The sequence below is a fragment of the Bacillus sp. 3G2 genome, from assembly GCF_044324725.1.
Lineage (GTDB): Bacteria > Bacillota > Bacilli > Bacillales > Bacillaceae_G > Bacillus_A > Bacillus_A mobilis.
The window spans coordinates 2,351,023-2,373,337 of record NZ_CP172246.1 but is presented as its reverse complement, the minus strand read 5'-3'; the positions used below and the strand labels follow the sequence as shown (position 1 = coordinate 2,373,337).

24 protein-coding genes are annotated in these 22,315 nt (G+C 34.2%); 4 read left to right on the top strand and 20 right to left on the bottom strand.

The features are described from left to right. Positions 1 to 37: 37 nt before the first annotated feature. The 3 genes from ACHZK0_RS12095 (at position 38) to ACHZK0_RS12085 (ending at position 3,078) form a co-directional block, all read left to right on the top strand. On the top strand, positions 38 to 733 hold the full coding sequence (locus ACHZK0_RS12095; RefSeq protein WP_061680394.1) for a response regulator transcription factor: 696 nt from the start codon (positions 38 to 40) through the stop codon (positions 731 to 733). Then, positions 723 to 1,880: a sensor histidine kinase gene (locus tag ACHZK0_RS12090; protein ID WP_242239320.1), complete on the top strand. Its 1,158-nt coding sequence runs from the start codon at positions 723 to 725 to the stop codon at positions 1,878 to 1,880. The genes ACHZK0_RS12095 and ACHZK0_RS12090 overlap by 11 nt, the downstream gene beginning before the upstream one ends. Before the next feature lie 181 nt (positions 1,881 to 2,061). Next, the gene (locus ACHZK0_RS12085) at positions 2,062 to 3,078 is read left to right on the top strand and encodes a D-alanyl-D-alanine carboxypeptidase family protein (RefSeq protein ID WP_262742998.1); all 1,017 of its coding nucleotides are present in this window, start codon (positions 2,062 to 2,064) and stop codon (positions 3,076 to 3,078) included. Between the two features lie 60 nt (positions 3,079 to 3,138). Here ACHZK0_RS12085 and ACHZK0_RS12080 read toward each other — a convergent pair whose 3' ends face one another. The 19 genes from ACHZK0_RS12080 to ACHZK0_RS11990 form a co-directional block, all read right to left on the bottom strand. Continuing rightward, complete coding sequence (locus ACHZK0_RS12080; RefSeq protein ID WP_262742997.1) at positions 3,139 to 3,597, bottom strand: DinB family protein; 459 nt, start codon at positions 3,595 to 3,597, stop codon at positions 3,139 to 3,141. Between the two features lie 13 nt (positions 3,598 to 3,610). Further along, the gene (locus tag ACHZK0_RS12075) at positions 3,611 to 4,339 is read right to left on the bottom strand and encodes an alpha/beta fold hydrolase (RefSeq protein WP_262742996.1); all 729 of its coding nucleotides are present in this window, start codon (positions 4,337 to 4,339) and stop codon (positions 3,611 to 3,613) included. Next, positions 4,332 to 4,892, bottom strand: a complete 561-nt coding sequence (locus ACHZK0_RS12070) for a hypothetical protein (RefSeq protein WP_270343923.1) — start codon at positions 4,890 to 4,892, stop codon at positions 4,332 to 4,334. The genes ACHZK0_RS12075 and ACHZK0_RS12070 overlap by 8 nt, the downstream gene beginning before the upstream one ends. Positions 4,893 to 4,943: 51 nt before the next feature. Continuing rightward, positions 4,944 to 5,459 carry a GNAT family N-acetyltransferase gene (locus ACHZK0_RS12065; protein ID WP_392387858.1) on the bottom strand — a complete coding sequence of 172 codons (516 nt, stop codon included), beginning with the start codon at positions 5,457 to 5,459 and terminating at the stop codon, positions 4,944 to 4,946. 129 nt (positions 5,460 to 5,588) lie between these two features. Next, positions 5,589 to 5,945 carry a hypothetical protein gene (locus ACHZK0_RS12060; protein WP_061680401.1) on the bottom strand — a complete coding sequence of 119 codons (357 nt, stop codon included), beginning with the start codon at positions 5,943 to 5,945 and terminating at the stop codon, positions 5,589 to 5,591. 267 nt (positions 5,946 to 6,212) lie between these two features. Continuing rightward, entirely contained in the window at positions 6,213 to 8,153 is a 1,941-nt protein-coding gene (locus tag ACHZK0_RS12055) for an AMP-binding protein (protein ID WP_262742994.1), read from the bottom strand. A 49-nt stretch (positions 8,154 to 8,202) separates the two neighbouring features. Next, positions 8,203 to 9,744: an acyl-CoA carboxylase subunit beta gene (locus ACHZK0_RS12050; RefSeq protein ID WP_270607708.1), complete on the bottom strand. Its 1,542-nt coding sequence runs from the start codon at positions 9,742 to 9,744 to the stop codon at positions 8,203 to 8,205. Between the two features lie 2 nt (positions 9,745 to 9,746). Beyond that, a complete protein-coding gene (locus ACHZK0_RS12045) occupies positions 9,747 to 10,535 on the bottom strand; it encodes an enoyl-CoA hydratase (RefSeq protein WP_073515069.1) in 789 nt (262 codons plus the stop codon). A 4-nt stretch (positions 10,536 to 10,539) separates the two neighbouring features. Beyond that, complete coding sequence (mvaB, locus tag ACHZK0_RS12040) at positions 10,540 to 11,451, bottom strand: hydroxymethylglutaryl-CoA lyase (RefSeq protein ID WP_073515068.1); 912 nt, start codon at positions 11,449 to 11,451, stop codon at positions 10,540 to 10,542. A 21-nt stretch (positions 11,452 to 11,472) separates the two neighbouring features. Further along, positions 11,473 to 11,688 carry an acetyl-CoA carboxylase biotin carboxyl carrier protein subunit gene (locus ACHZK0_RS12035; RefSeq protein WP_001987345.1) on the bottom strand — a complete coding sequence of 72 codons (216 nt, stop codon included), beginning with the start codon at positions 11,686 to 11,688 and terminating at the stop codon, positions 11,473 to 11,475. A gap of 26 nt (positions 11,689 to 11,714) precedes the next feature. After that, positions 11,715 to 13,052: an acetyl-CoA carboxylase biotin carboxylase subunit gene (locus ACHZK0_RS12030; protein WP_262742992.1), complete on the bottom strand. Its 1,338-nt coding sequence runs from the start codon at positions 13,050 to 13,052 to the stop codon at positions 11,715 to 11,717. Between the two features lie 15 nt (positions 13,053 to 13,067). Then, positions 13,068 to 14,213, bottom strand: a complete 1,146-nt coding sequence (locus ACHZK0_RS12025) for an acyl-CoA dehydrogenase (protein ID WP_270607706.1) — start codon at positions 14,211 to 14,213, stop codon at positions 13,068 to 13,070. Positions 14,214 to 14,428: 215 nt separating this feature from the next. After that, positions 14,429 to 15,397, bottom strand: coding sequence for a YbgA family protein (locus ACHZK0_RS12020; RefSeq protein ID WP_262742990.1), 969 nt, complete (start codon positions 15,395 to 15,397; stop codon positions 14,429 to 14,431). A gap of 4 nt (positions 15,398 to 15,401) precedes the next feature. Next, on the bottom strand, positions 15,402 to 16,055 hold the full coding sequence (locus tag ACHZK0_RS12015) for a TetR/AcrR family transcriptional regulator (RefSeq protein WP_262742989.1): 654 nt from the start codon (positions 16,053 to 16,055) through the stop codon (positions 15,402 to 15,404). 24 nt (positions 16,056 to 16,079) lie between these two features. Further along, entirely contained in the window at positions 16,080 to 17,099 is a 1,020-nt protein-coding gene (locus ACHZK0_RS12010; protein WP_262742988.1) for an ABC transporter permease, read from the bottom strand. Next, positions 17,096 to 17,821 (bottom strand): ABC transporter ATP-binding protein, encoded by a 726-nt coding sequence (locus ACHZK0_RS12005; RefSeq protein ID WP_262742987.1) that lies wholly within the window; start codon positions 17,819 to 17,821, stop codon positions 17,096 to 17,098. Before ACHZK0_RS12005 ends, ACHZK0_RS12010 begins: the two co-directional genes overlap by 4 nt. A 187-nt stretch (positions 17,822 to 18,008) precedes the next feature. Continuing rightward, positions 18,009 to 18,260 carry a hypothetical protein gene (locus tag ACHZK0_RS12000; protein WP_262742986.1) on the bottom strand — a complete coding sequence of 84 codons (252 nt, stop codon included), beginning with the start codon at positions 18,258 to 18,260 and terminating at the stop codon, positions 18,009 to 18,011. A gap of 211 nt (positions 18,261 to 18,471) precedes the next feature. Next, positions 18,472 to 19,314, bottom strand: coding sequence for a metallophosphoesterase (locus tag ACHZK0_RS11995; protein WP_395761600.1), 843 nt, complete (start codon positions 19,312 to 19,314; stop codon positions 18,472 to 18,474). A 397-nt stretch (positions 19,315 to 19,711) separates the two neighbouring features. Then, complete coding sequence (locus tag ACHZK0_RS11990) at positions 19,712 to 20,584, bottom strand: YitT family protein (RefSeq protein WP_016081573.1); 873 nt, start codon at positions 20,582 to 20,584, stop codon at positions 19,712 to 19,714. Positions 20,585 to 21,232: 648 nt separating this feature from the next. Between ACHZK0_RS11990 and ACHZK0_RS11985 the strand changes: the two genes are divergently transcribed. Then, positions 21,233 to 21,433 carry a DUF2187 domain-containing protein gene (locus ACHZK0_RS11985; RefSeq protein ID WP_080117184.1) on the top strand — a complete coding sequence of 67 codons (201 nt, stop codon included), beginning with the start codon at positions 21,233 to 21,235 and terminating at the stop codon, positions 21,431 to 21,433. Positions 21,434 to 21,696: 263 nt separating this feature from the next. Here ACHZK0_RS11985 and ACHZK0_RS11980 read toward each other — a convergent pair whose 3' ends face one another. Continuing rightward, positions 21,697 to 22,257 carry a GNAT family N-acetyltransferase gene (locus ACHZK0_RS11980; protein ID WP_270608236.1) on the bottom strand — a complete coding sequence of 187 codons (561 nt, stop codon included), beginning with the start codon at positions 22,255 to 22,257 and terminating at the stop codon, positions 21,697 to 21,699. Positions 22,258 to 22,315 lie beyond the last annotated feature (58 nt).

Sequence of the window (22,315 nt, the reverse complement as noted above, 5' to 3'; positions counted from 1 at the left end):
AGTAATGTTAATGATTTGTTAGGAAAGGAACTACATAATGAATAAAAATATATTAATTATTGATGATGATAAAGAAATTGTTGAATTACTTGCTGTTTATTTGCGAAATGAAGGCTATAACATTTATAAAGCATATGATGGAGATGAAGCATTACAAATGATTTCTACATATGAAGTTGACCTTATGGTACTGGATATAATGATGCCAAAACGAAACGGATTAGAAGTTTGCCAAGAAGTGCGTGAAAATAATACTGTACCTATTCTTATGCTTAGTGCAAAAGCAGAAGATATGGATAAAATTTTAGGTCTTATGACAGGTGCAGATGATTATATGATTAAACCATTTAATCCATTAGAATTAGTAGCTAGAGTGAAAGCTTTATTACGAAGATCGTCTTTCCAAAATGCCACTTCCCCCAAGAATGAAGATGGTATTATTCGTATTCGTTCTGCTGAAATACACAAACATAATCATACTGTTAAAGTAAATGGAGAATATATTAAACTTACATCTATTGAATTTGATATTTTATATTTACTTGCGAGTAATACCGGAAGAGTATTTAGTTCCGAAGAAATTTTTGAACGCGTTTGGAATGAAGATGGTTATGGCTCAAATAAAACTGTAATGGTTCACATTAGTAATTTACGAGATAAACTTGAAACAGGAATGAATGGAGAGAAGTTTATCCATACTGTTTGGGGAGTAGGCTATAAAATTGAGAAATGAAGCATTTGATATATTAAAAGATATCCCAAAATGGAAGTTGATTTTTTGGTTTATGTTAGCCATTACACTTACTCCTATTACTGAATTAATTATATATCGCCTTGTTACAAGTGTAATTGAAAGTTCACTCACGTTAAGCGAGCTCGGAAAAGAATTCATTAGAATTTTTGGATATGAAAAATATAAAGGAATAAAGGAATCTCTATGGATGATGATTGTATCTTATTTGTTTTTATTTTCTATTTTCTCATCCTACCTATACATTTTTTATCGTCATGAAAGAAAGATTTACTATAAAACTTGTATTAAAAAAATGATAGAAGAAATTCGTTATATTGCAGATGGAAACTTCAATCATAAAGTGTCTATCGTAAATCATAATTATCTGGAAGAGTTAGCAACCGGAGTAAATCAGATTGTTGAACAATTAAAAGTCTCAATTGATGAAGAGAGACAGGCGGAACAAGCAAAAAGTGAACTTATTACAAATGTATCGCATGATTTACGTACTCCTCTTACCTCTATAGTTGGATACGTAAATTTAATCCATCATGATAATTATAGAGATGAAGTGGAATTACGCCATTATATACAAGTCATTTACGATAAAGTAACCCGTCTTAATGCATTAATGAATGACTTGTTTGAATATACACGTGTTCAAAATAAAGAGTTAAGTTTATATTCTGTTCCCATTGATATTGTAGAGCTACTGGGACAATTAACTGTTCAATTCCGCATACAAGTTCAAGAAGCTAATATAGAATGTCGCCCTTCTTTCCCATCTCAAAAACTCATGGTATTAGCTGATGGAGACAAATTAGTGCGTGTGTTTGAAAATCTTATTATAAACGCTATCGCTTATGGAAACGAGGGTGGATATATCGACCTTGCTGCCTATGAAAGCAATAATATGATTACTATAGATATAACAAATTACGGCCAACCTATTCCTAGTACAGATTTACCTCATATATTTGAACGTTTTTATCGCGTTGAAAAATCTCGCTCTACAAACACCGGTGGATCTGGGCTCGGATTAGCAATTGCAAAAAGTATTGTCGAATTGCATAAAGGATCAATTGAAGTATATAGTGATGATAAAAAAACAACTTTCACTGTAAAACTACAACCACATAAATGTTAATAAAGCTTAATTTTAGATCCAATTTCTTACCATATAAGAAATTGGATCTTTTATTTCCCATTAAAATCCAAAATTTAATAATCCTTTATAATTCTTTAGAAATTCTTTACCTTTTCTTTCTTCCTAATTAAGCATTCCTTTTTACAATAGTATTATTGATGTCATAGTAGGAGGATCGCTTATGCAATTCCTGAAAAAGTTCACAATTTTATTATTATCTTTTGTTATTACAGCACTTATTGTTTTATATTTTTATCTTTATGTAAATGGTCCAATTATTCAAGCTAAATCAGCTATTTTAATAGATGCTAATTCAGGTGAGGTTATTTATAAAAAAAATGAGGAAATTCCTATACAATCAGCTACTTTATCTAAATTAATGACTGAATATATCGCAATGGAACAACTGAATGAAGGCAAAATACAGTTAGATGAGTTAGTAAAAATAAGTAGCGAAGTTTTCCGAGCAGAAACGAGCCCTATACAAGTAACTTCTGAAGATCAAACGACAGTTCGTGATTTACTACATGCATTGTTTTTGACAGGAAATAATCGTTCCGCACTTGCCCTTGCAGAACACATTGCTGGAAATGAAGATAACTTTACACTTCTAATGAATGAAAAAGCAACACAACTAAAGTTATCACAACCATCCCCATTTCTAAATGCTACTGGAATGAATAACGATACGAATAAACAATCAACTACAACGGCAATAGACGTTGTTAAACTAGCAACACAATTAGTAAAAGACTTTCCCGATGTATTGAATATTACGAAGCTAACCTCTTACCAATTTACCTTCAAGGATTCCAAAGTTTTCAACACAAATAAAATGATTTATTCCCTTAATAAAAACATTAAACTCCAAGGTGTTGACGGCTTACAAACTAGTTTTCCAACCAATGGTAATTATAGTTTTGTCAGTACAGCAAAACGAGGAGATACTAGACTTATTTCAGTAATTTTAGAGGCTGATGATGAAAACAGTACTTTTATTGAAACAAAAAAGTTACTACAGTACGGTTTTGATCCTTCCTCATACTCTGCGTTCCAAGCTTTTAAAGACGCTGTTACATCTTGGACAGTTTTGCTTCAGTTTCAAAATTTAATCATACAGACATTATTGATTTTCTTCATTATTACATTTTTAATGTTTTTACATATACGTCAGAAAAAATCCGAGGATTTCAACTAGGAAATCTTCTTATAGATATATAAAGCGGCTTACACTTAGAGTGCAAGCCGCTTTATACATCTATAGTCCTCTTCCAATTAAATTCGCTGAAACAGGCTGAAGATTTAACTCTCTCACCCATATAGATAGCTGACCAATGTGATGAATTTCGTGCACAATTACATGTCTTAAAACTTCACCGTATGTGTATGTTTTATCTGTCCACGAAGCTTTTAATATGTTACATTCTAGGCTAGATGACCACACCTGCAAAAAAACTTCTAATTCTCGTTTATATAAATCAGATAACGCTTTCACTTTTTGGATTGATTGATAATCTTTAAACTGCAGTTCATTATCTTCTTTTCCTTGAAGTGCGCTAATCCAGCTGTATTCAACATCGACAATATGGAATAATGTTTCTAAAATACTCCCAACACCCCCTACACGCATGCGGAGTAGTTCTTCCTCTGAAAGTTTTTCACACAACTTAAACCAGTCGTCCCTTACTTGCCAATTGTATTGAAATAAAGTGTACATATTTATCTCTCCCCTACCCTATAATCCACTTAATAGCATCTATCACATAATATGGCTCATCTTTTTGAATATAGTGACCACTTTGTTCTGCTATTACAAATTTATTATTGCTTGATAGTCGTAATAAATCTTCTTGCAATTGCAACCATTTCATTTGTGCATCTGGCGAATAAAAAGCTTTTTTACCCGCAGCTAAAACGACAAGTGGAATATCATTCATTGATTTACAATATCTATCTACTTCACTTAAACTAAATGTAAACTCTCCATATGAACTTTCATATATAAACTGTTTATAGTAAGCTTCTTGAAATTCAGTAGACATGATTGGTAAAAATGCTTCTTTATAATTTTCTGGTGTCGAATCCACCAAAACAATTCCCAACAAATCTTCGGGATAAAAAGTCGCAAATAAACGTGCATTTATACCACCAAAAGAATGTCCTACAAAAATATAAGGTGGTTTCAATTGTAATTGCGCTAAGCAACATCTTAAATCTTTTACCATTTCAGAACTAATACCTCTCTTGGAACTCTTTCCACTTTTCCCTAATCCCGCTCGATCATATGTAAGTACCGTCCCATATTCCGTCAACTCTTCAGCAATATGATCCCATGTCTTTGAATAATCGCCATAACCTGCCTCCATTATAATGACTGGCTGCAGCTTCTTTCCTTGGAACTTTTTCGTATACATTTTAAAATCGTCAACTTGTACATATTCCTCTATACATTTAACCATTGACAATCACTTCTCTTAGACCAAGTTCCTCTATAGCCTGATTCATTATTTCACTTACAGATAAAGATCCATCCAATACAATATCCGAATTCGACTTAACAGCATGAATTGCCTCTAAATAAGCTTTTCTCGCAAATGTCATGTAATGATTCAAATCATTATGTATTTCATCTATTGTACCTTCTTTAAAATCTCGCAAGATTCTTCTAGCCATCGCAATATCTAAAGGTGTGTCGATAAATATTGTTACATCAATGAATTGTCGCATTTCACTATTTAAGTATGCAAAAGGATAATCTATAATGATACAATCTACGTTACTATCTCGTATAAGATACTGAATATCATGAATTAATGGTGTAAGTACCCATTCATCATAATTTGCTCCATCATCAATCCATTTACAAATATCACTAGGACAGTTTTTAAAGTGATAGTTATCAAAATATAGCGCTTTTGAATTTGTTAGCTTTTGAGTTAATCTTTCTGTAACAGTAGTTTTACCTCCTCCTGAAACAGCTGCAATTGTAATGATTTTCGTTTTATTATTCATAATTCCCCACCATACCCTATCTAATTAACATAATATAATTACAGATAACTATTATTTTTTATCGCTCCATTCATATTCTAGCATACTCATTTCCCATAAATTCCAATACGTTTCTCCTACTTTTTTGGACTCTCGCAATAAACCTTCTTTTACAAATCCTATTTTTTCATAACATGAAATGGCCGACGTATTAAAATCATAAACACCAAGAGTTACTCTATGTAGTTTTAATTCTTCAAATGCAATTTGTAGTACTGCTTTCATCATATGTTTCCCTATAGAACGTCCTCTCATTTTCGTATCACCAACTAACACTTTTCCAATCCTTGCAGACTTATTTATATTGTCTATTTGCCCAAGTGAAATATGACCAACTACTTCTGCACTCTGTTCATCTATTACTTTGAAGGCAAGTGTATTTGTACTTTCTATATATTTATCTAATTGCTGTTCAGTTAAAGGATATGTAAATGCATTTCCTGACCATTGTATTAAAAAATTCTCGGAACTAATCCAATTCATTAACTGTTTAAAATCCTTTCTTTTAAAGGGCTCTAGTCTAATCACTTCTATTCTCCTTTCTTACACCATTATTTCTAGACTCAACCTTAATTCTATGTAGAGTATATATTCTCCTTTTATACAAAAATAAAATAAAGCCATTCATATGAATGACTTTACAGAAAAATAATATACTTATGCTTTGTTTGCTACATCGACACCGTTAAAATCAAACCCAGCAGTTACAGTTGTAACAGGAGGAAAAATTGCTTCAATTTTGCAAATCGAGATAATTACCCCAACTGCTCCAGGAATAGCTGCAAGCTTAACGACGTCACAACTTACAGACGAAATTGTACCTACATAAGTACGTCCCTCTGTGTTAATTTGTACCGTTTGATTAACTAATTTCTTAAGCTCATCTCTAATTCCTTGTACACAAGAGTCATCACATTTCTCATTCTGTTCTTTTTTACACTCTTCGAAAACATCCCAACAATCATCCTGTTTACAATTACACTTCTTTTTACAATTATTAAATCGAGAACCCAATACCTCACCCCCTAATCATTTCTATTAATATAGTATGTCCACTAGCTTCGAAGTGTACGAGGCAAAAACATAGAAAAGAAAAAATAAACACATGTACTAAATTATCCTATACACATAAAAACCAAATGTATTACTATAAAAACTTCCATTGTATATATTTAAAATCCTCACATTAATAATTAACTTTTTCTTTTCATTGCAATGCAAAAAAATAAAAACTGACCTCTAACAATTAGAGGCCAGTTCATGTTATACATACTTTATATTTTATAATTTACTAGACTGTAACCCCTGAATAAACGGAACTACTTCAGGATTTACAAGTGATGATAAATCACCTAATTCTTTTCCTAAGTAAGCAGCTTTAATGACGCGTCGCATTACTTTAGAATTACGTGTTTTCGGTAAATCTTCTACAACGTGAATATCTTTTGGACATAATGCTTTTCCAATATGAGAGTTTACTAAACTCATTAATTCTTTCTTTAACTCTCCTGTGAATGTTACATTGTCCCTTAGTACTACAAAACAATGACAAACTTCACCTTTCACATCATCAGGTACACCAATTGCGGCAGCTTCTATGACATCATTATGCTTCACAAGAATAGATTCATATTCAGCAGGTCCAATACGTTTCCCAGCAATGTTTAACGTATCATCCGAGCGTCCTGTAATAATATATTGCTCGCCATCATAAATCACCCAGTCACCATGAACCCATTTATTTTCAAAACGTGACCAATATGTGTTCACATAACGCTCATCGTCTTCCCAGAAGCTTTTCGTCATACCAACCCAAGGTTTTTCTAAACATAATTCTCCAACTTCATCACGAATTGGATTACCTTGATCATCGAGCACAACCGCTGCCATTCCTGGTAAAGATGCATTAAAACTAATCGGTGCAATTGGTTTAATAAGGACGTTTCCGAAAATCCCACCAGAAATTTCAGTTCCGCCTGAATAGTTACAAATTGGTACATTACTTTTTCCAACTGTTTCAAATAGCCACATCCAAGGATCTGGATTCCAAGGTTCACCTGTTGAGGCAAATACTTCTAAACTTTTGAGTGAATGTTTATTCACATATTCATCACCTTTTGCCATTAACGCACGAATTAATGTTGGTGATATACCAAGATGTGTAATTTCATATTTATCAACTGTCTCCCATAACCGATCTGCTTCCGGGAAATCTGGAACACCTTCGTACATAACCATGGTTGCCCCATTAATAAGAGAACCGAATAGTAAAAATGGTCCCATCATCCAGCCCATATCAGTTACCCATAATACACGGTCACCTTGTTTGATGTTCATTCCAAATCCTGCATCAAATGCAGCTTTCAAAGGGAAACCAGCATGTGTATGTACTGTTCCTTTCGGTTTCCCAGTTGTTCCAGAAGTATATATAAGCATTAATGGGTCATCACTATTCATTTCTTCTGCATGTACAAATGGCTTTTCTTTTTCTAACGTACTCCATGAAAAATCATAATTATGCGGCGTAAATTCATTTCCTGCGTGACGCACGATAACGACTTTTTCAACAGTTGGACAATGTTCACAAGCTTTATCTACTTCGTCTTTTAATGAAACAACTTTACCTCGGCGTGAAAAACCATCTGCAGTAATGATCATTTTTGACCCTGCCGCTTGCACACGTGTCATGACTGCATCAGACGCAAAGCCTGAGAATATTGGTGAAATAATTGCGCCGATTTTCATAACAGCTAGCATCGCAACAACTGTTTCTGGAATCATCGGCATATAAATTGTTACACGGTCGCCTTTTTCAATACCAGCATGTTTCAAACCGTTTGCAACGCGGCTTACCCAGTTGTCAAGTTCTTCATATGTAAATGATTTTGAAGTTCCATTTTCTCCCTCGTACTGAAGTGCTGGTTGTGTTCTTGTTTCATCATCTGCAAGCCAACGCGATAAAACTGATTCTACAACGTTACATGTTCCGCCATTATACCACTGTGCAAACGGCGTACCATTCTCTAAGTCTAGCACGTCTGTATAAGGTTTCATCCATTGATAGCCTACCGCTTTCTCAGCTTCTCCCCAAAACCAAGCTGTTTCTTCGATTGACTTATTATAAAACGTTTCGTAATCTTCATATCCCAATGATTTCATCCAACCATATAAACGCGTTTTTTCTTTGTACTCTTCTGTTGGAAACCAAACTGCTTGTTTCAATGTTTTCCCCTCCTTGACTTTTTGAGCAAGAAAGCCCTAAATAGGGCTTTTAAACTGGATAAACAGGGTGTTTACGATCCGTAAATACTTGATATTTACTCATATACATTTCGAATCGTTCTTTTAACTCTTCTCTTAAATTATTTGGATGAACAATACCATCAATGACCATCTCTGATGCCAAATGGTAAATATCAATATCCTTCTTATACTCTTCACGTTTTTCAGCAATGAAGCTAGCACGCTCTTCTTCTGGTAAAGCTGCAATCTTATTTGCATATACAGCATTGACCGCAGCTTCTGGGCCCATTACCGCAATAGAAGCTGTCGGTAATGCAAGACAACAATCTGGTTCAAAGGCTGGACCTGCCATCGCATATAAACCAGCACCATATGCTTTACGAACAACGATAGAAATTTTCGGTACAGTTGCTTCACTCATTGCAGAAATCATTTTTGCACCGTGGCGAATAATACCAGCACGCTCTACTTTTGTACCAATCATAAATCCAGGTACATCTGCAAGGAATAATAATGGAATATGATATGCATCGCATAAATTAATAAACTTCGCTGCTTTATCAGCTGAATCGTGGAATAATACGCCGCCTTTCATACGCGGTTGATTTGCAATAATACCAACTGGCTTACCATCAATACGTGCTAAGCCTGTAATTAGTTCTTGAGCAAATAATTTTTTTACTTCATAAAAAGAACCTTCATCAATAATTCTGTTAATGAGATCTTTCATATTGAAAGGAGCATTTTGATTTTCTGGAATGATTTGTTCTAACGTTTTTTCGAATTGTTTCGGTTCTTGAGGTGTAACCAATGGAGTCTTCTCTAAGTAGTTGTTTGGAAAATATGAGATGTATTGTCTTGCTTGTGTAATCGCATCTTCTTCGGTCTTACATAGAACATCTCCGCATCCTGATACTGAGCAATGCATACGAGCTCCGCCCATCTCTTCTAAAGTTACTTTCTCACCGATAACCATCTCAGCCATACGAGGAGATCCTAAATACATAGATGCATTTCCTTCCACCATCATAACAACATCACAAAAGGCTGGAATATATGCACCACCAGCTGCAGAAGGTCCAAATAATAAGCATACTTGCGGAACTTTACCTGATAATTTCACTTGATTGTAGAAGATTCTTCCTGCACCACGGCGCCCTGGGAACATTTCTACTTGATCAGTGATACGCGCTCCAGCAGAGTCAACTAAATAAAATAACGGAACATGTAATTTTTCTGCCGTTTCTTGAATACGTAAAATCTTTTCAACTGTACGTGCGCCCCATGATCCGGCCTTTACTGTTGAATCATTTGCCATTACGCATGCAGTGCGACCATGTATTTTACCTGTTGCTGTAATAACACCATCAGCAGGTAATCCCGTTTGTTCACAATTTGCAAATAATGCATCTTCTACATATTCACCATTATCAAATAAAAGAGCTAAGCGATTTCGAACGAATAGTTTTCCTTTTTCTTTATTTTGTTCATGATATTTTGGTGCGCCGCCTTGTTTAATCGTTTCAACTCGTTCTTCAAATGTATTCGATTCTTGTTTTTGATCTAACATATTTACTCCCCCTTATACATTGGTGTGCGTTTTTCCTTGAATGCCTGTAATCCTTCTATTCTATCTTTCGTATGGATTACACCCTCATACGCTTGTTTTTCCATTTGTAATCCGGTATGTAAATCAACTTGAATACCGTTTGAAATTGCTTCTTTTGCTAATCGAACAGCAATTGGACCATTACTAGCAATTCTTTCTGCCATTTCAATCGCTTTCTCTTCAAGTAAATGAGCTGGTACAACGAATTCTACTAGACCATATTCTTCCGCTTCTTGCGCCGAAATGCGTCTGCCTGTATAAATTAATTCTTTCGCTCTACCAACACCAATTAATCTTGGCAAACGCTGCGTACCACCTGCTCCTGGTATAATTGCAAGTGTAGTTTCAGTAAGACCAAGACTTGCAGTGTCTGAAGCAATTCTAAAATCACAAGCTAAACTTAATTCCGTACCACCACCAAGTGCGACTCCATTTATAGCAGCAATAACTGGCTGTGGTAATTGTTCAACCATTTCCATAGTAGAACGAATCATACTAACAGCATGACGAACTTGTTCCTCATTCATGCCGGCACGTTCTTTTAAATCAGCTCCAGCACAAAATGCTTTTTCACCAGCACCTGTTAGAATAACTACACGAGTATTTGACTCTTCATTTATTTGAGTTAATATGTTTTGTAACTCTTCTAATAACGCTAAAGATAATGAGTTTGCTTGTCTTTCACGATATAATGAAATCTTTACAACGTGTGGTGTTACATAATCAACTGAAATGTTTTGTAATTGTAGCATCTTCTCACCTACTTATCGTTTTATGTTGAAGCGCTCTATACACATGACTCGGTAATTGGATATTTAATTTACTTTGAATAAATTGACTTGCTCTCAATAACTTCTCTTCATCAATATTCGTTTGGACACCTAACTTATGGAGCATATGTACTAAGTCATCGGTTGCAACATTGCCTGATGCTCCTGGTGCATATGGACATCCCCCAAGACCGCCACAAGAACTATCAAATGTTGTAATACCATATTCTAATGACTTAACTACATTTGCCAGAGCCATTCCATACGTATTATGGAAGTGCATTGCAAACTGAGAAGCATCATATTTCTTTAATAAATGTTCTATTACGCGCTCTACTTGTAACGGATTCGCTACACCGATCGTGTCACCAAGAGAGACTTCATAAATGCCATATGAGAATAGTTGATTACATAATTCGTCAACTGCTTCGACACTTATGTCCCCTTCATAAGGACAACCAAATACTGTAGAAACATAGCCTCTTACCTTTTTACCTTCGAACGTTGCCTGCTTTGTTATATCTTCAATGACAACTAATGCTTCTTTAATTGATTTATTAATATTACTTTTATTATGAGATTCACTTGCTGATAAAAAAACATTCACCTCATCTACATTTTGCAAAAAAGCTCGTTCCAAACCATTTTGATTTGGAACAAGCGCTGCATATGTAACATTTGGATCCCTTTTCAGCTCAGAAAACACATCATTTGCATCTGCTAATGCAGGAACCCATTTAGGGTGAACGAATGAGGAAACTTCAACGTACGATAATCCCGCCTCTGTAAGTAGTTGAATCCATTTTACTTTATCTTTTGTGCCAACAATCTTTTTTTCATTTTGCAAGCCATCCCGTGGCCCGACTTCTTTAATGACAGCAAAATTAGGTAGTTTCAATTCGCTTCCCCCTATATCTCCCTATTCAATTTCTAGTAATACATCTCCTTCATTTACAAAGTCACCTTCTTGCACATTAATTTTCATAACTGTGCCAGCTTCTTCTGAAATGATTGGAATTTCCATTTTCATAGATTCCAAAATGACGACATCCTGCTCTTCCTCTACTGTATCTCCTACTCCTACAACAATCTTCCATACATTTCCTGCCATCGATGCATATACTTTCGTCATCATTTTTTCCCCCTTAATATTGTTAAACCTTATTTTTTAACAAGTTGTTTCGTTACAAAACCTGTTGTATAAATACCACTTTTGAACACATCATCTTCCAATACTTGAATTAGCATTGGCGTGTTCGTTTTAATACCTTCTACTTTTAATTCTTCTAAAGCATCATGTAATTTCGAAATTGCTTCTTCACGAGTTTCACCATGAGCAATGACTTTCGCAATCATTGGATCATAGAAAGGTGTAATCGTTACTTGATTCTCTAAAAAGTGATCAATACGAACGTTTGTTGGCAGCGTTAAATTTGTAATTTTCCCAGGTGATGGGAAGAATGTTTTCGGATCTTCTGCATAAATACGTGCCTCGATGGCATGACCACTACGTTTTACATCATCTTGTGTAAACGATAATTTCTCACCACATGCAATTAGAAGTTGTTGTTCTACAAGATCTAAACCAGTAATTTCTTCTGTAACTGGATGCTCTACTTGTAATCTCGTATTCATCTCTAAGAAATAGAAATTTTTCTGATCATCAACTAGAAACTCAACTGTACCAGCATTTGTATATCCAAGAGCTTTGGCAGCTTGTACAGCGACTTCACCCATCGCTTTTCGTGTACCTTCATCTAAAAATGGTGAAGGTGCTTCTTCAATCACTTTCTGATTTCGACGCTGTACTGAACATTCACGCTCCCATAAATACACTGTGTTACCATGTGTATCTGCTAAAAGCTGAATTTCAATATGGTGTGCATCTGCAATATAGCGCTCTAAATACATTTCTCCGTTACCGAAGAAGTTTTGCGCTCTTGTTTTGTTACTTTCAAATGCTTTGGTGAGCGTTTGCTCAGTTTCCATCAACTGCATTCCAATGCCTCCGCCGCCTGCGGATGCCTTCAACATTAATGGATAACCAATCTGTCTAGCAATTTCAATTGCTTCTTCAGCAGTTTCAATATTTGTAGTAATACCTGGAACTACTGGGACATCTGCAGCTTGCATTGCAATACGAGATTCGATTTTACTCCCCATCTTCATAATGATTTCTTCTGATGGACCGATAAATACAATCCCTTCTTCTCTACAACGAACCGGAAAAGACGGATTCTCTGATAATAATCCATATCCCGGATGGATTGCTTCAGCATTTGTCTTCTTAGCTATTTCAATAATTTTTTCAAGGTTTAAATAGCTTTCTTGGACACGCGGTCCACCTACTAAGTAAGCTTCATTTGCCATTTTTACATGAAGGGCATTTTCATCTGCCTCAGAATAAATAGCAACAGTGCGAATGCCAAGTTTTTGGCAAGTTTTCATAATACGAACTGCGATTTCCCCGCGATTAGCAATTAATATTTTTTGAAACATAGTGATTCCTCCCTTTTATCTACATCCTAAATGTCTAGCAATTACGAGACGTTGAATTTCAGAAGTTCCTTCACCAATTTCTAATAGTTTTGCATCACGAATATGTCGTTCCACTTCATATTCACGCATATAGCCATATCCACCGTGAATTTGTACTGCATGATTTGCAATACGGCTTGCTGCTTCAGATGCGAAAAGTTTTGCCATGGCCGCTTCTTTACCGAAAGGTTTATCGTTATCTTTTAACCAAGCTGCTTTATGTACTAAATTACGCGCTAGCTCTACTTCAGTCGCCATATCAGCTAATTTAAATTGAATCGCTTGGAAATTAGAGATTGATTTTCCGAATTGTTGACGTTCTTTCGCATATTGCAGTGCACGTTCAAATGCAGATTGTGCAATACCTACTGCTAATGCTGCGATTGAAATACGTCCTCCATCAAGTGTATATAAGAATTGTTTAAATCCTTTATTTACATCACCAAGAATATTTTCTTTCGGTACACGTACACTATCAAGTACGATTTCACATGTATTAGAAGCACGAACACCCATTTTATCGTAAGGACTTGTGATCGTTAATCCTTCACTTGTAGTCGGTACAATAAATGCCGAAATGCGTTTTCTACCATTTTCTTCAACGCCGTTGACAGCGGTTACAATAATTGTATTTGCATACTCTGCATTTGTAATCCAACACTTTTCACCACTAATTACATATTCATCACCATCTAATACAGCTTTCGTTTGTGTACCACCTGCATCAGATCCAGCGTTCGGCTCAGTTAATCCGAAAGCACCTAACGTTTTACCTGACGCCATTGGAACTAAATATTTCTGTTTTTGTTCTTCTGTACCGAAATAATAAATTGGAGAAGCACCTAATGAAATTGTTGCAGCGTAACTTAATCCTGTACCACCACAAGCACGACCAATTTCTTCAACTGCTAACGCGTACGATACAGTATCGCCACCTGAACCTCCATACTCTTCAGGGAATGGGATGCCTAATAATCCAAGTTCGCCCATTTTTTGAAATGTTTCATATGGAAATTCCGCAGTTTTGTCATAATACACAGCTTTCGGTGCGATTTCCTTTTCAGCAAAGTCACGTACCATTTCTTTAATCATTTGTTTTTCGCGAGTTAGAGTAAATTCCATTCCGCTACACACCCCTTATCGAATATTGAGTTTCGACAGCGTGCGAGTTTCTACTACAATCGTTACTACTTAAAGACAAGAATTTTAGTTAGATAATTGTTATAATTCTGTCATAACTTAATTTTAAAACAGATTCTGTACTAATGCACAAAAAAATTCCTACATTGTTCTACAACAACATAGGAATTTTCTTGTCGAAATATGTAATTTATTGTTTAATAATCTCTACCTTTACCCGAATCTGAAATCTCTACTAAGGTTTCAGGATATGGTTCGAAATATGTTTGTCTTAATAAGTACTTTTCATCAAATCTAAGGGCCCATGATTTTAAAATTGCAAGTAAACTACTAAGCGGGATTTTCTTTTCTTTATACTTTTGTATCAAATCTAAAAAGTGATCTTTTTCTTGTTTTTTCAGCTTTGTTTTAAAATATCCGAAAATATGCTCACATACATTTACATTCGATGTATAGCGGGGTGTGCGCATCAATAATTCGTATAAAGCCTTCTCATACTTATCAAATACAACTTCAATCGTTTCATTTTTTTGATTTGCAATAATACGCCCTAATTCCTTTTGTTTTACCTGATTATATGCCATAAATAAATATTTATTGTCCGACTGAAACGATATAAGGTCTTTCATATTTTTATTATGTTTAATCATTTTGTAATATGCGATTGTAAATAACCTTGTAAAGAAATGTTCTCTAATAATAAAATTCGACAATCTACCTTCTTCTTCAATTGGAAGATGTGGAAATTTTTTTATTACTGCTCCGCCAAATAAGCCAGATCCCTTTCCTTTTGCTGGCGCCTTTTCAAAACCAGAATAAATTTTCACATCACGCGTACCACAACTTGGCGAACGATTCTTTAAAATAAAACCATCTACATCAGATATCGTTTGTAAAAAGTCTTTTGAAAATTGCTCCATTTTTCCAGTTACATCTGCCCGCGTCGACGGCTGCACAAGCTTATTCACACCATTTTCTTCTACAATTCGTATCGTTTCACGAGGAGTGCCCAATCCGATCTCGACTTCTGGACAAACAGGTATAAATGTAACAAATGGCTGCATATTTCGTATTGTTACATCTGGAATCATCTCACCATTATAACGACATGCATCAAATTCTAAACATTTACTTACAACAATTTTCGGTTTTGCAAATTGGCGCATCACATTACCTCCGTGGCGTTAATCCGTACAATATAAATTGAATCGTATTTTCAATTTCCAATTCATCAGCCCATTTTTCTTCAGGCAATAATAAAAAACGTGTTAATAGTAATCCTAATACAGCTGATAAAGTAAGACGTAATACAGAAGATGGGGGTATTTCAATAATCTCCCCTTCCTCCTGAAATTTTACAATTAACTTTTTAAAATGTGAAAGTAACTCTGTTTCTACTAAATGTTGTATTTCATTTTTCAGTTCTGGCTGAAATGGCACTTCTTGAATTAATATTTTTATCATTGGAAAGTGCTTTTTTGCAAATTCAAAACGATTATGAATAACAACTCTTAGTAGCCCTTCATACGATTCATATTCCGATTTAAATATTTCCTTTGCAAAGGCTTGTACGAAAAATGGTGCAACAAACTTTGTTAATGTCGGCATGACGACTGCTAACAATAAGTCTTTTTTCGTTTTATAGTAGCGGAAGATTGTTCCTTCCGCTACACCAGCACGCTTTGCAATTTCACTTGTTGATGTTGAAGCGTATCCTTTTTCTCCAAACATATCAACAGCTGCCTCTAATATACGCATTTGACGTTCATTTCGTTTATCCGTATTTGTTGCGGCAATTAATTCTTCCAGCCAATCCTTCTTCATCTATAATGCCCCTTTGTATCATCATTATATTTTCCGATGTTTCTTTAATGCAAATACATTTCCTATTGCAAATAAAAGAGAAAAAAGTAGTAATACAGTAATATCTAATGCAATCTCTGTAAATCCTTGATTTCGAATCATCACTTGTCTCATTGCGTCAGCGCCATATGTGAGCGGAAATAATTTCCCTAACATTTGGAGCCACTTATTCATAGATTCAATTGGAAACAAACCAGAAAAGAAAATTTGTGGCACAATAACAAGCGGTATAAACTGGATCATTTGAAATTCGTTATTTGCGTATGCCGATAAAAACGTCCCTAAAGTTAATGCTGTTAAAGAAAGCATACATGTAATAAGTAGCGTTAGCCATATGGACCCAGCTACATACAAGTCTAAAATATAAACTGAAAAACTTACGATTATAACGGATTGTATAAATGCAAAGATTCCAAAACCAACAATATATCCTACAACTATTTCCCATCTTCTTACCGGAGTTGATAATAACCTTTCTAGAGTACCACTTAAACGTTCTCTTACGAAAGACACCCCAGATAAAATGAATACAAAGAAAAATGTAAAGAAACCGATTAATACAGGACCAAGCCCATCAAACATTGTAAAATCTTTAGAACCATGTAAATAATTCACTTCAGGTTTCATAATTGATACATCGTTCTTCTCTGTACTTTTTTGTAATATTTGAAGTACAGCACGATTTTTTGACGAATCACTACCTTCTAATACAATATTCATTTTTCCATTTTCTAAACGAATTACTGCATCTATCTTTTGTTTTTCCAACTCAGACATTGCCTTTTCTTTACTATATTCATAAATTGTCGCTTCCTGATTTTCCATCACTTTTACTACCTGAGCTGGCATATCAACAACTGCAATATGCGGAACATAGTCTTTTTGTGTAAACACTAGCGACAATAACCAAAGTAATAACATAGGTGCTCCAAACATCATCGCTAACGAACGCTTATCTCGAAAAAATTGGCGAATAATACGAATGATTACACCAATAACTCTCATGATAGGGCCACCTCTTCCAACAAAAAGACATCTTCAATCCGTCCTGATGATACCCGCCTTTTCAATTCTTCAGGCGTTCCATTCGCAACTAGCTTTCCTTCTCTAATCAACCCTAGACGCTCACAAAACTCAGCTTCATCCATAATGTGCGTTGTTACAATAATGGTAGTGCCTTTCTTTTTCAAATCATAAAATTTTTCCCAGATCGTTTTTCTAAGAAGTGGATCTATCCCCACTGTTGGCTCATCTAAAATTAATATTTCAGGTTCATGAAGGAGTGCTATCGCTAATGATAAACGCTTCTTCATCCCGCCTGAAAAATGCTGTACTTGCTTTCTCATATGTTGTGATAATTGAACAAGATCAAAAACCTCTTGTATTCTTTCTTTTTTATGCTTTCCCTTTAATCCATACATCGTTGCAATAAAATCTGCATTTTCATATGCTGACAATTCTTCGTATAATGCATCCGCCTGGGCCATATAACCAATTCTTTTCATTTCATTTAAATTAGGCATATTAGTATTATTAACAAGCACTTCACCTTTCGTTGCCTCATTAATACCTGCAATCATTTTAATGAGCGTTGTTTTCCCCGATCCAGAAGGTCCAACAAAACCAAAAATCTCTGCTTTTTCAACTTGCAATGAAAGATTGTGTAACACTTCTTTTTTCCCAAAACTTTTTGATACAGTCCGTAAAATAATTGAAGGTTGTTGCACGTTTCATCCTCCTTTTCCAATAAAATGAGTGAGTACTCACTTTTATTTTACTCTTGCTTAATTATATGTCAAACTTCATTGATTAGTATGTATGTTCAATGAACGATATTAAACAATGAAACAGAGTCGACATTAGAATTTCATTTCCTAAAGTCGACTCTGTTTCATTTAAACTATAAATTTCACTTTACGTTTTTAAATTCATATACTTCCGAATTCTAGCAACATCTAAAGAATATTCGATAACTAATTGCTGTAACGGTAAAATAACTGTGTCAGGATATAAATGGGCATATTGTAATGTTTCTGCATATTTTTCTAACCTTTTTTCTAAATACTTTATTATTTGATCAGGATGATTTACTAATAAACATTTACAATAATAATGTATTTGTTCCTCAATCGCCGTGTATTCTTCAATTTCATATTCTTTATGCATGTGTACACCCCTTTAAGTTTTTTACATGAGTTACTTATCACAATTTTCACTCGACAAATTTTAAGTTTTTTGATTATTTACACTATAACAAACACTCAGGGTCAAATTTTGTTACTTTATGTAACGTAGAAAATTTTTAACAAAATTGTAATGTTAACTTGTATACATTACATATGGCCTATTTATTTTTCTATACAAAAAATCGTGCAGTTCAATTTAACTGCACGACTACAAGTTCGGGCCTATTGAAAATTCTTTGCGGAATGATACTATTGCCTAATCCTCTACTCACTACCATAGACGTATTTTGTTTTTCATATAAACCGGCTGTATATGTAGGGATAATCCCTTGATTCGGAGCAACTAATCCTCCGATAAATGGCAATCTAACTTGTCCTCCATGAGCATGACCCGATAACACTAAATCTACTTTCTCCTTAGCATACTCTGTCAAAAATTCAGGCCTATGGGATAGTAATACATTATATGTATCTGGCTGCATTTCAATTTTCGCCTTTTTAATTTCATCTATTATAATATTTCCTTCATCACGGTTTCCAGTAACAAACTCTGGATCATCAATACCTAACAAGTTTATTTCTTGCTCACCCTTTTGAATGCCTACATGTTCATTCCTTAAAACATTGACATCATATTTCTTCAACTCTTTTTCTAAACGGTTATACTTTCCAGACCATTGTTCATGGTTTCCTGTCACAAAATATACAGGATACTTCTTTACAATTTCTCGTATTAATTGCATACTAACTTCTGCATCGTATGATTTACTGTCAATTAAATCACCAGTAATCGCAATAACATCTGGATCTATGCTTTTAATTTTTTGAATTAACACATCTTGATTATCGCCAAATTGTTTATTGTGTAAGTCTGAAATTTGTAGAATTTTATACCCTTTAAAAGAGGAGGGTATTTTACTAGAGGTTATTTTAACCTCAGTTATACTTATTAAATTGTTCTGTAAATATAAAAAGATAATACAACCTACTAACGTAGCAATAAGTAATACACTTTTTTTAATCTTCTTGCTCATATTCCCTCCTAAAACCTTAATCAGTACTACAATTCTCAAAAACATTCCAATAGATTTTTCTTTTTTTATCTAACGGTTCTCTTTTAAAGTGAAATCAATTTAACTACGATAATCAAGTACAAGTTTCTAATTACAGGAATTAAAGAACTTATATCACTCTGTTGAAGTAAACATACCCAGTTCTGTTCTAATCGTAACTCTATCATATAACATTAAAGCCGAAATTCCCAAGTTAAGGAATTTCGGCTTTTTGAGTTCGTATGAATATCTTAGTTTTCGTTCTATGTACCATGCAGTTGTACATCTTAGTACATATCAGTTGTCTATCTATATGTGGTGAGGTTTTATCTTTTTCAATAATCAACTATGTATACAATATTTAAGTTAATTAATACCCTTAATGGATATCATGCTTTTTAAAGTTTCCGCCTTGTACTTCCGCAACATCATATACAGTGACAAAAGCATTTTCATCAATTTCATGAATAAGTTCCTTCATTTTATTCTCTTCTAAACGACTGATAACACAGCTAACTTCTTTATAAGCTTCTTTCGAAAAGCCACCATACATTTCATTATAGATTGCATTTCTCCCAAGACGGTCCCAAATTGTATCTATCATTAATTTAGGTTCTTTTGTAACAATTTTAAATGTTTTAGAGCCACTTAATCCTACTTCAATAATATGAATTACTTTAGAAGCTATAAAGTAAGCAATTGCTGATAAAATTCCACCTTGAAGACCGAATACTGTTGACACAAAAATAAATACGAACATATTTAAAAACAAAATAAGATCACTTGTGCCAAACGGTAATCTTCTAGACAACAATACCGCTAGCATATCAATTCCATCTAACGCTCCGCCATTACGAAGTGCCAATCCCATACCAAAGCCGATAATTACACCACCAACAACTGTAACTAACAATGTATCTCCTTCAATAATTGTAGGCACATTATGCATAACCACAGTACCTATTGCAAGTGATACAATACCAATTACTGAATAAATTGCAAATCCTCTACCGATTTGTTTATAACCTAGCCAAACAAATGGAATATTAATAATTCCAATTAAAAGACCTAATGGTAACCCAAATAACTGAGAACTAACAATACTTATACCTGTTACACCACCATCTGAGACATTATTAGGAATAAGTACAGCCTCTAATCCATATGCGGTTATAAATGCTCCAATAACAATCAAAATTGCTTGTGAAATTCTTTTTAATTTATTAACATTTTTATTCCTTATACTTCCCATCTCAATTCCTCATTTCTCACATTTTTCTCTTTTTTTCATTTCATGATTACATCATCTTCTTTAGTCTTAGTGTCACACCTACTATGTAACTTCTCTCAAACTATAACTTCCTATACTTAACCTAAAGGGTATACGGTATATGTATGGATTCTTATAACTACTAATCATGCGTTACCCTATTAAATACGTTATCCGCTTTACCATTTAAACACCATGCAATTATTGTTAATAGACCGCACACAGAAACTACTGCCTGTTCTACCTCCCAAGAGTTTAAATTTACTTCCGTCCACTTACCTATCACACAATATCAAAACCGCAGTTCATGAAATCAATTCCATAAGCATAATGAGCACTACTTTACAAATCCCAAAACAACACCAATTGACCAATATGCTCATTTGGTCAATTATAATATACCTAAAACTTAAGTAAAATTCCATTGATTAATATTATTTCTTTCTATTTAAAAAAGATACATAATGTAGGATTATTTAAGTTTTTTATAAAATAAGTAAGTTTTACAAACACCCTAGTTTTCAATGTTTTCATGGTTTGAAAATTATTTAAAATACGCTTAATCGAGGTTAATTTATTCGATATATTCTCTCTTTTCACTCTTGTATTTTATCTTCATTCGTTTATCATATGGAGACAAAAAATAACGTTACAATTGGTTCCTACGTACAATTTCCCTATCGTAATAACTCCACCTTACAGTTAACAGGTTGTGTAGTTAATATCTTACAAAATACGATTGTAGTTGATATTGCCGATATTGCTGGAACACATGCTATTGAAGAAAATAGGCAAGTTGTAAAATATGGTTATTATAAAGTGAAACTTTAATGAATGGGGGTTTTGTTCATCCCTCACTCATTATTAGCCCTCACCAATCGGGCTTTTACTTGCAGCCCGCCCCCCACCTAACTTCTTTGCTTTCGCTGAATTTTGAGGCGGGGGTCTTACTGCCTGTTAATACGGAATCAAAAGATGAAATAAATCGATAACATATAAAAAAGACCCTAGTACACACTAGGATCTTTTTTTATAACGTTATTTTTATAGTATTTTAATTTACAACCATCATACTTTGTTTCTAAATTTTATAATTACGTAGGGTCCTTCCATTCAGAATTCAATATTGAATATTGATATTCATCAATCCACTCGCCTTTTAGCATGTAATTCTGCAATAAATGACCTTCTCTCCTCATCCCCACTCGTTCTAGTACTGAAATAGACTTATTATTTCGAACGTCCGAAAATGCAATCACTTTATGTTTCCGTAATGAATGAAATATGTAACTCAATAAGGCATAAACAGCTTCAGTTGCATAGCCTTTTCCCTGATATTCTGGAGAAAGAGTAAATCCGATTTCTACGATGCGAGGTTCATTTACAAGTGTGTGAAGTGCGCAATCTCCAATTATTTTGTTATTTTCAGCCAAAGCAATTGCGAACTGGAACCAAGTACCTGGTAGATTAGGATTATTTTTAACTTGTTCATTTACAAACGTTTTAGCCTCATGATATTGATAATTAACCCATGACTGAAATTTAGCCACTTCTGGATTAGAACGATAAAAATGAAAGTATTTAGTGTCATCAATACTAAACCTTCTCAAAATAAGACAATCTGTTCTCCAAAAGACTTGATTGCCATTCTCCATAACTATTCACCCTCTTTTCTACATTAATTATATCTTTATATTACATAGGTATAAATAG